This is a genomic window from Nevskia soli (assembly GCF_903970205.1).
In the GTDB taxonomy this organism is placed as follows: Bacteria; Acidobacteriota; Terriglobia; order Bryobacterales; family Bryobacteraceae; genus Bog-113.
In genome coordinates, this window is sequence record NZ_CAJCHS010000230.1 from 1 (window position 1) to 9,007 (window position 9,007).

Here is a 9,007-nt window from a genome sequence, read left to right on the forward strand (position 1 = left end):
GGATTTTAAAGTCGGATACATTCTTGGCGGAACACCTAAGAAGATTCAGATTGCCGAACTCATTGCCGTTGTTGCGGCCAGCTTAGTCATGTACTTCCCGCTGCTTGTACTGCACCAAGGCAACATCAATGCCGGCGGCACCGGATTCGGCGATCCGAAACTATCGGCGCCGCAAGCCGGGTTGATGGCCTATCTTGCTCAGGGGATTGTCGGCGGACAGATGGCGTGGCCGTTGATCTTAGTCGGTATGGCGATGGGTGTTGCGCTCATCCTGGTGCAGGTGCGCAGCCCCATGCTGGTCGCGATCGGCATGTATCTACCTTTCGGAACAGTATGCGCAATCTTCGTCGGCGGAGTCATCCGCGCCATCTCGGACTGGCTCGCGGAACGCCGCGGACTCAATGCGGCACAGCGTGCGCGGGTGGAGAATGTCGGCATACTTGCGGCGTCGGGATTCATCGCCGGAGAAGCACTAATGGGGCTTGGGACCGCAACCTTGATCTTCTTCGAGATCCCGCTGCCATCGGTCTTTAAGAACCCGTCATATGCGGCCGGACTTGCGGTGCTTGCGCTGATGGCGTTCATCCTGATTCAGGTACCGCTTGGGAATGCGGGTCATCCGGATGAACCTGCGCCTCCGGCTGTCTTTATGTAAAGGCGGCAAGTGTAGTCATAAAATTAACTGCATGGACGAACGACGGAAGACAGTTCTTACGATGCTCGAATATCATGCGTGGGCTACAGCGAAAGCGATCGAATCCGTCGAGCCGCTTTCGCATGAGGAACTAACGCGGGATATGCAGACCTCGCATTCGAGCGTCTTTGGGACCCTGGCCCACATCTATGGAGCCGATTGGATATGGCTCAAGCGGCTGAGCGAAGGCGGGAGTCCGGCGTTCAGGGACGTACCGGCGGCCAGTGAACTAACTGAACTGCGGACGGTTTGGGCTGATGTTCAGGCGCGTTTGATCTCCTTTGCCGGAGGGCTGGATGATGGGGACTGGAGCCGGGTGGTGGAGTACCGATTGATGAGCGGCAATACGGCCGTACCTACTCCGATGTATGAAACCCTGCTGCACGTGGTGAATCACGGGACTTATCATCGCGGGCAGATCGTCACGATGTTACGGCAGATGGGCGCGGAACCTATACCGTCGGACTTTATAAGGTATTTGTGGGCGATAGCGCGGTAAGTGGCTCCGACTAATTGTTACGAGGGTCAACTAGAAGTCTTATTGGTCGCCGGGATTGTGGATAGATCCTTCACTTCTCTTGCTCCGGAGGATGGGACGCAGTTGAAGACCGGCGCTTGTTTGTTGTACCTGGCTTGGTAGCGATCGACAATCTCTTTGGTAAACGCGTCGACTCTATCGGGGCGGACTAAGTTGATGGTGCAGCCGCCGAAGCCGCCGCCGGTCATGCGGGAGCCGTAGACGCCGTCGATGGTGAGCGCCGTATCGACCAGGAAATCGATCTCTTCGCAGCTGATTTCGTAGTCGTGCTGCATGCTGCGATGCGAGGCTACGAAAAGCTTGCCCATCTGGTCGAGGTCGCCTCGGCGCGCGGCGGCAAAGAATTGCTCGACGCGATCGTCTTCGGTGATTATGTGGCGGGCGCGCTTCTCGACGGTCGGATCGAGTCGGGCGTTTTCGAGGTATTCAAGCTTGGCGTCGCGCAAGGCTTTGACTTCGGGATGCAACCTCGCGATACCCGCGACTGCGGCCTTGCACTCCTTGACGCGGTCGCCGTAAGCAGAGGTTGCGAGATCGTGCTTGACCATCGAGTTGACGGCGAGCAGGGCCGCGTTCGCAGGCAGCTCGACCGGCTTGTGCGAGAGGCTGCGGCAATCGAGTTCGAGCGCGCGGTTGGCTTCGCCGAAAACGGAGATGTACTGGTCCATGATGCCGCACGGGTTGCCGACGAAATCGATCTCGGCGCGCTGGCAGAGCTTGGCCATTTCGACACCGCTGTACGTGCGCCCGTTCAGGAACGCGAGTGCGGCGGAGACTTCGAGTGCGGCGGAGGAACTGAGGCCGGAACCCTCCGGAACTTCGCTGTGGAACACCATCGACATCGGCAGGATGCGAACGCCGCGCATGGAGAGCTGCTGGGCGACGCCGATGACGTAGTCGGTCCAGTTCTTGCGCGGCTTGGCGAAGGCGACGTCGGGATCGAAGTCGAAACCCTCGCCGCGGTCGAGTGAATGGATGTGCGTCTTGCGGTCGTTCGAACCGGCGACGGCGACGTAGCAGTTCATGTCGAGCGCGATGGGCATGACGAAACCCATGTTGTAGTCGGTGTGCTCGCCGATCAGGTTGACGCGGCCGGGCGCGCGGAAGAAGCGCGGCGTGAGGTCTGGAAAGAGCTTGCGGAATTCGTCGATCATCGGATGGACTCCTTCGCGCCCCGGTAACGGAACGCCAGCAGCAAGAGAAATGCGCCGAAAACAAGCATCGCGAGGCCGGCGTAGAGGTTCACGTTCGCGGTCGAGAACTGCGAGCGCGCGTTGGGATCGAACAGGCCCAGAGCGGTGAGGATGACACCAACCACCGCGAAGAAAAGGCCGCAAGGAATGCGGAGATCAAGCATAAAGTTTTTACCGGAAAGTGACGTTAAGGATCACAAGAGCAACGACAACGATCAAGGCGAGCGTGACGGGTTTTTCATACCAGGGAATGCCGCCTTCGTGCGGCAGGCGGGTGAGGCCGTAAACCAGGCCGTGGAGTTCGGACTCCGGCTTGGGGCGCGTGACGAGCGTGACGGCGACGGTAACGACGAAGCAAGTGGTGAAAGCGATGACGGCGATCCAGAAGTTCTGAGCCATGGTGGATGGAAAGCGGTGGAGGACGGTGATGAAGCCGCCTTTGCCTTCGGCTTCGGTGAGACCGAGGGCGACTCCGGCCATTGCGGTGCCGCCGGCGAGTCCGGCGAATGCGCCGTGACCGGTGGTGCGCCGCCAGAACATCCCGAGCAGGAACGTCGCGAGCAGCGGGGCGTTGACGAAGCCGAAGACGAGCTGCAGGAAGTCCATGATGTTGTTGAAGTGGGTGGCGAGATAGGCGGTTGCTACGGACAGGCCGGTGCCGACGAACGTGGTGATGCGGCCCACGGTCAGGTAGTGGCTGTCGGGGCGGCCCGGACGGATGTAGCTCTGATAGATGTCGTAGGTGAAGACGGTGTTGAACGCGGTGACGTTGCCGGCCATGCCGCTCATGAAGGAAGCCATGAGCGCGGTGAGGCCGACGCCGAGCATGCCGGTGGGATAGAAGTGCGCCATCAGGGTCATCAGCGCCTGGTCGTAGTCGTAGGTGTGTCCGTCAGCTTTGAAGGGAAGCGAATAGCCGGAGTGCATGGCAGTAAGCGCGTAAGCGGCGAGTCCCGGCACGATCACGATGAACGGCATGAACATCTTGGGGAAGGCGGCAAGGACGGGCGTGCGGCGGGCGGCGGACATGGATTCGGCGGCCATGGCGCGCTGGACGACGAGGAAATCGGTACACCAGTAGCCGAATGACAAAACGAAGCCAAGTCCGGCGACCAGGCCGAAGACTTCGATGCCCATCGGGTTGTCCTGGGTGTGCGCGAGGTGGGACCAGGCGTGGGTGTAGACGTTGGGGAGGCGGGATTTGAGGCCGTCCCAACCTCCGGCTTGCATGATCGCGAGGATGGATAGCGGAGCGAAGCCGAGGACGATGAGGAAGAACTGAAGGACCTCGTTGTAGATGGCGCTGGTGAGTCCGCCAAGGAAGGTATAGGTCAGGACGATAGCTGCGGAGAGCAGGACGGATGCAGTGAAGCTCCAGCCGAGGACGAGTTCGAGCAGCAGGCCGAGCGCGTACATGGAGATGCCGGAAGAGAAGATGGTCATCACGGCGAAGGTAATGGCGTTGAGCCCGCGCGTCTTTTCGTCGAAACGCATCTTGAGGTATTCGGGGACAGAGCGCGCTTTGCTGCCGTAGTAGAACGGCATCATGAAGACGCCGATGAAGAGCATGGCGGGGACGGCGCCAATCCAATAGAAGTGCGAGGTCATGATGCCGTACTTGGCGCCGGACGCGGCCATGCCGACGACTTCCTGCGCGCCGAGATTGGCCGCCAGAAAGGCGAGGCTGGTGATCCAGACCGGGACGGCGTGACCGGCGGTGAGGAAGTTTTCGGCGGTCTGCGCGCGTTTGCGGAGGATCCATCCGATGCCGATGACGAAGAGGAAGTACAGCGACAGAATGATGTAGTCGACGGGAGACAGTTTCAACGGGGATGGTGCTCCATTCTTAGGGCGACTTCGGGCCGAGAGGCTTGCTGCCAGTACGAGTATGTGATGCGCGAGATGTTGGAACTGCCTTGTTGCGTTGCGTAGAGCGCTTTCAGGGCATCAAAGAAGGCTGCGGATTCGGATTCGAGTCCGAGCAGACGCGTGGAGCGGATGATGCGGGTGATGCGCAGGTGGTTGTGGTTGCCGGGCGTGAGCCAGTTGCGGGCGCGGTTCTTGAAATTGGCGGCTTCGATTACCTGGCCGTCGCCGGCCTGTTCGAAGCCGTAGAAACGGAGCATCCGCGCGAGTGAATTGTGCAGGATTGTGCGCAGTTGTGCAGCTTTGCGGAATATTTCGATGGTTTCGTGTTCCAAAACGGGAGCGAAGGGGTTGACCGGGCTGGGCTCGGGCAGTGGAAAGAGCCACTGGATGTAGTCGTGAACGGATTCGAGCTGGGCGTCGTTCCAGGCTTGAATTTGGGAGATGTAGCGGCCGGCGTGATCGGGTTTCTCGCCGCTGTAAAAGGCGATGAGCGGGCTCATTTGGGCGCCCCGCCTTGATCAGGGAGAATCTCGAAGGTGATGTTGACGCTGGCGTGGACATCGATGTTGCCGGGTGAAATCGGCGTTTCGGTGTTGGATTCGGCGCGGGCGAATTCGACCTGACGGGCCGGGGAAACGATGACCGGTTGACCTTCTTCGAGCTGGAGCACGCGTCCGACGCGGAGATGGAGGCTTGCCGCTAGTGCTTCGGCGCTGGCGCGGGCTTGTGCGGCCGCTTCACCCAGGGCTCGGGCGCGGTACGGTTTTTCGTCCTTCAACGTGAAGTTGAGGCGGTTGACGTTGTTGGCGCCCGATTTGGTCGCGGCGTCGATTACTTTGCGAACGAGCGAAACGTCGTTCAGTTCCATCCGGACGGTGTTGTTGGCGGTGTAGCCGAGGATGGTGGGCGCGCTGCCGTCCTTCGGATAGCGGTAATTGGGGTTTATGGAGAAATTTACGGTTTTGACTGTGGCCGTGGGCGCCGCGGCTTTGAGCTGATCGATCACCGTGTTGGCCTGCTTGGAGTTAGCGTCGCCGGCGGCCTCAGCGGTTGCGCCTTGCGTGATGACGCCGACGTCGATCTGGGCCTGGTCGGGTTCGACCGAAATCGTGGATTCGCCGTGTACACGGACGTAGGGCGGCAGATTGGTTGTGCCGTTTTGTGCATGAAGCGCGGGTGGGATCGTGGCGAGTATCGCGGCGAGGGCGGCAAACGGAGCTAAGCGCATGACCGAACCCTACAACTTATCGCAACGCTACTCTGAGGTGTATGGCGGGCGGGTTCGGACGGCGCGGTTTCGTACTGGGCGGGCTTGCGGCGGGTCTTTTGCCCGCCTTGCGAGGGAAGACTGCAGGGCGGCTTGCGCCCGCGGACGACGACTTCCTGGAAGACCTGTCGCGGCGCGCGTTCCTTTATTTCTGGGAGCAGGCGGATCCGAAGACCGGGCTGGTGCTGGATCGCGTGCGGGCGGATACGCGCGGGTCGAAGCGGGCCAGCATCGATGTGGCGAGTACCGCCAATACGGGATTCGGGCTGACGGCGTTGTGTATCGCGGCCGAGCGCCGGTGGGAGGATCCGAATGTCGTCCGGGATCGCGTGCTGGCCATCCTGCAGCATCTCGCTTATACCCAGGAAAACGTGCATGGGTGGTTCTATCATTTCGTGAATCGGAAGAGCGGCGAGCGCGTTTGGAAGTCCGAACTGTCGACGATCGATACGGCGCTGCTGCTCGGCGGGGTGTTGACGGCCGGCGAATATTTCGCGGCGGATGCGGATATTCCGCGGCTCGCGCGCGCGATTTACGATCGGGTGGATTTCGGATGGCTGCTGGATCCCGCGACGGGGATGCTGCACATGGGCTGGGATCCGGCCAAGGGATTTCTGCGCGCCGAGTGGGTGGATTACCGCGAAGAAACGCTGCTGTATCTGCTGGGGATCGGGTCGGCGACGTATCCGATTCCGGTGCGGTCGTGGTATGCGTTCGAGCGCGATCCGGCGGTGTTCGAGCGGTATCGCTGGGTGGGGCGCGGGCCGATTTTCACGCATCAGTATTCGCATGCGTGGATCGATTTCCGGGCGAAGCGCGACAACGGGAATTCGCAGCTGAATTACTTCAATAACTCGATTGTCGCGACTTACGCGCACCGGGCATTTTGCCTGAGCTTGCGGGGGCAGTTTCCTAGTTTCTCGCCGGAGTTGTGGGGAGTAAGTCCGTCGGATAGCGAGATCGGGTACATCATCTGGGGTAACTTCGGGACGCATCGGGACATTGACGGGACGGTGGTGCCGTGCGCCGTGGCGGGGTCGCTGATGTTCACGCCGGAGATCTGTGTTCCCGCGCTGCGCTACATGCACGAGCAGTTTGCGGAGGCGATCTATGGCCGCTACGGGTTTGTGGACTCGTTTCACCCGATCACGTTGTGGTCGAACCCGGACTATATCGGAATCGATCAAGGGATCACGCTGCTAAGCGCCGAGAATCTAAGATCGGGCGCGGTCTGGAAGTGGTTTGGGCGGAATGAGCGGGTGAAGTGGGCGATGGGGCAGATTTTCGAACCGGATTTGGCATGAGGAGGATTGGCCGTGACGAGGCTGGACGGCTAATCCGTAGTTGTCGCGAGTTTTGCGCCGATTTCATTAGTGCTCCCTGAGTTAGCGTGGCATGCGCAGCGAGAGCTCCGGGGCGAATTCGTTTGTAAGTTGTTGAGAGTTTGGCGAAGATAGGCGCGGGCGGCCGGTCACCGAGACGCCGTACTCTTCGCACTTGGAATTGTATTACAGTAGTCGCGGAACCTTGGCCAGCTTGCGATCCAGCCTTCGCCGCCGGCTTCGCAACTCCTCCGTCGGCTCCAACGCCAGAGCCGAAATCGTCATCTCCAGCGCCATCGCGTAGTTCCGTTCGCGATGTTCGTAGAACTTAGCTAACTGCTCGTAAGCTCGAGCGCGGCAGGGATTCGGTGAAGCCACTAAGTCCGTAAATATCGCCAATGCCGCCGCTTCGTTCTTGCGCTTCTTCTCAAGTGACGCAATTTCGAACAGCGTGCGGAAGAGTAGCGCATCCGGCAATCCAATCTCAATCGCGCGATGCATCAACGCAATCGCATCCGCATCTCTGCCTTCGGCCAGCAGCCAGCGGGCGAGGCCCAGCAAGTCGGCTCCATGCCGCACTTCAACCTGCGCGGGATCACGGAAACATTGCGGCACCAGCGCCGACAGGCACGCCAGAGTTAGGATGTCCATCTGGTTGTGATGGAATATCGGCACTAAGGTCAATGCGCACTGCGATCGCACATACTCGAAGTAGTAACTCGGGATCACTTCTCCCGGTAAGTCGCCGTGACGCTCGACGCCTAAGATCTGATACTCCAGGTGAGTTAGCCGGCAGTTATCGAGCCGCAGCTTCCACAGTCGCCGTGCGCCGAAGAGTAAGTCGAGATGCTCCATCCGGGCGAAGGGATGACGCATGCGCGCCAGCGTGAAGCGCGTCTCGAGCAGCGGCTGATCGTAAGTCTTTCCGTTGTAAGTGATCAGAACGTCGAAGCGCGAAAGATAGGCGGCCACCGCGGCGAGTTGCGAGCGCTCTTCCGCAAAGTCGCGCATGAAGAACTGCCGGACGCGAAATCCAGAGCGCTCGATACTGCCGATTCCGATCAGAAAGGCGTACGTGCCGCTTCCCCCCGCGAGACCGGTCGTCTCCGTATCGAGAAACGCCCACTTTTCGGGATGCGCGGAGGGAATCGCGCCGCCGGATAACGAGTGCAGCAGATCGGGCGGAAGGTCGATCAGGTCGGAGATATCGACGCTTCCATAACGGCGGTGTCGTTCGTAAAGCCGTTCCGTCTCGAAGTGCCGCCCGTGCTCGGTCTCTACGATCTCGCCGCTGACGGCATTCTCAATCCGCGAGGAAAAGTCAGGCAGCTTCGCGGGGGGCGGCGCGACCGGACGCGGGCCAGCGTACTTCGGATCGTACTTACGGTCGATGCGCGCGATCTTACGACGTAACAGCGCGAGTTGGTCCGCCAGATCCGCCATGCTTGCCGAAGCAGCTTTCGCCCTTTCTTTGCCTACTATACTAGACGGGTGAAAACGCGTGGGTTCTTCGCGGCGCTGCTAATTCTCTTAGCCGCGCTGCATCTGTGCCACGCGCGCGTGTTGTGGACGGAAGAAGACTTGCCGCTCGCCGCAGCGCGCCAGATCCTGTTCGGCAAGACGCTCTATAGCCGGCTATGGTTCGATAAACCGCCCCTCGTGCCGCTCGTCTACCTGCTGTGGGGCGCGCGGATCGGCGTCGTTCTGCGGCTCTTCGGCGCTCTCTACATCTGGGCGTGCTGCATCGTCGCTTACCTGTTCGGGCGCGACGCTTTCGGACGCGCAGCCGGCTTCTGGGCCGCCGGGCTTCTCGCGTTCTTTCTGAGCTTCGACACTCCATCGGCCGTGCTTCCGCTGGCGGCGGATCTGCTACTCGTGCTGCCACACCTCGCGGCGCTTTACCTGGCCTATCGCAAGCGCGCGTTGTGGAGCGGCATCTGCGCCGGAATCGGGTTTCTGACGAACGTCAAAGCAGCGCTGGTGCTGGCGGCTTGCGCTCTGTTTCTATGGCCGTCCATACTTCCTCTTGCTGTCGGGTTCAGCTTGCCGGTGATCGTCGCTATAGCCGCGCTGATTGGAACAGGGGCGTGGAGCAGTTATGTCGATCAAGTCTGGACCTGGCCG

The 9,007-nt window shown here is 60.5% G+C and carries 9 protein-coding genes and 1 pseudogene; 4 read left to right on the forward strand and 6 right to left on the reverse strand.

Annotated features, from left to right (window positions below; genetic code table 11):
* Both H1Y01_RS10400 and H1Y01_RS10405 read left to right on the forward strand, forming a co-directional pair.
* Positions 1 to 655, forward strand: a 655-nt coding sequence (locus tag H1Y01_RS10400; protein WP_180540453.1) for an OPT/YSL family transporter, incomplete at its 5' end; no start/stop codon positions are given.
* Positions 656 to 686: 31 nt separating this feature from the next.
* A complete protein-coding gene (locus tag H1Y01_RS10405) occupies positions 687 to 1,193 on the forward strand; it encodes a DinB family protein (RefSeq protein WP_180540454.1) in 507 nt (168 codons plus the stop codon).
* 26 nt (positions 1,194 to 1,219) lie between these two features.
* Here H1Y01_RS10405 and galK read toward each other — a convergent pair whose 3' ends face one another.
* From galK to H1Y01_RS10430, 5 genes are read right to left on the reverse strand one after another with little or no spacing between them, the layout of a single operon-like run.
* Complete coding sequence (gene galK / locus H1Y01_RS10410; RefSeq protein ID WP_180540455.1) at positions 1,220 to 2,386, reverse strand: galactokinase; 1,167 nt, start codon at positions 2,384 to 2,386, stop codon at positions 1,220 to 1,222.
* Positions 2,383 to 2,589: a hypothetical protein gene (locus tag H1Y01_RS10415; protein ID WP_180540456.1), complete on the reverse strand. Its 207-nt coding sequence runs from the start codon at positions 2,587 to 2,589 to the stop codon at positions 2,383 to 2,385. Before H1Y01_RS10415 ends, galK begins: the two co-directional genes overlap by 4 nt.
* Before the next feature lie 7 nt (positions 2,590 to 2,596).
* Positions 2,597 to 4,252: a sodium:solute symporter family protein gene (locus H1Y01_RS10420; RefSeq protein WP_180540457.1), complete on the reverse strand. Its 1,656-nt coding sequence runs from the start codon at positions 4,250 to 4,252 to the stop codon at positions 2,597 to 2,599.
* The gene (locus tag H1Y01_RS10425; RefSeq protein ID WP_180540458.1) at positions 4,249 to 4,794 is read right to left on the reverse strand and encodes an opioid growth factor receptor-related protein; all 546 of its coding nucleotides are present in this window, start codon (positions 4,792 to 4,794) and stop codon (positions 4,249 to 4,251) included. The genes H1Y01_RS10420 and H1Y01_RS10425 overlap by 4 nt, the downstream gene beginning before the upstream one ends.
* On the reverse strand, positions 4,791 to 5,522 hold the full coding sequence (locus H1Y01_RS10430; RefSeq protein ID WP_180540459.1) for an SIMPL domain-containing protein: 732 nt from the start codon (positions 5,520 to 5,522) through the stop codon (positions 4,791 to 4,793). The genes H1Y01_RS10425 and H1Y01_RS10430 overlap by 4 nt, the downstream gene beginning before the upstream one ends.
* Before the next feature lie 41 nt (positions 5,523 to 5,563).
* Between H1Y01_RS10430 and H1Y01_RS10435 the strand changes: the two genes are divergently transcribed.
* On the forward strand, positions 5,564 to 6,865 hold the full coding sequence (locus H1Y01_RS10435) for a glucoamylase family protein (RefSeq protein WP_180540460.1): 1,302 nt from the start codon (positions 5,564 to 5,566) through the stop codon (positions 6,863 to 6,865).
* Positions 6,866 to 7,069: 204 nt separating this feature from the next.
* Here the strand turns inward: H1Y01_RS10435 and H1Y01_RS10440 are convergent, their stop codons facing one another.
* Positions 7,070 to 8,326 (reverse strand): ribonuclease H-like domain-containing protein, encoded by a 1,257-nt coding sequence (locus tag H1Y01_RS10440; RefSeq protein ID WP_180540461.1) that lies wholly within the window; start codon positions 8,324 to 8,326, stop codon positions 7,070 to 7,072.
* A 48-nt stretch (positions 8,327 to 8,374) separates the two neighbouring features.
* Here H1Y01_RS10440 and H1Y01_RS10445 point away from each other — a divergent pair.
* A pseudogene (locus tag H1Y01_RS10445) lies at positions 8,375 to 9,007 on the forward strand (glycosyltransferase family 39 protein); the annotation flags it as partial.

Coding starts and splice junctions, on each gene's coding strand:
- H1Y01_RS10405 (WP_180540454.1), top strand. CDS start 687: ATGGACGAACGACGGAAGACAGTTCTTACGATGCTCGAATATCATGCG.
- galK (WP_180540455.1), bottom strand. CDS start 2,386: ATGATCGACGAATTCCGCAAGCTCTTTCCAGACCTCACGCCGCGCTTC.
- H1Y01_RS10415 (WP_180540456.1), bottom strand. CDS start 2,589: ATGCTTGATCTCCGCATTCCTTGCGGCCTTTTCTTCGCGGTGGTTGGT.
- H1Y01_RS10425 (WP_180540458.1), bottom strand. CDS start 4,794: ATGAGCCCGCTCATCGCCTTTTACAGCGGCGAGAAACCCGATCACGCC.
- H1Y01_RS10430 (WP_180540459.1), bottom strand. CDS start 5,522: ATGCGCTTAGCTCCGTTTGCCGCCCTCGCCGCGATACTCGCCACGATC.
- H1Y01_RS10435 (WP_180540460.1), top strand. CDS start 5,564: ATGGCGGGCGGGTTCGGACGGCGCGGTTTCGTACTGGGCGGGCTTGCG.
- H1Y01_RS10440 (WP_180540461.1), bottom strand. CDS start 8,326: ATGGCGGATCTGGCGGACCAACTCGCGCTGTTACGTCGTAAGATCGCG.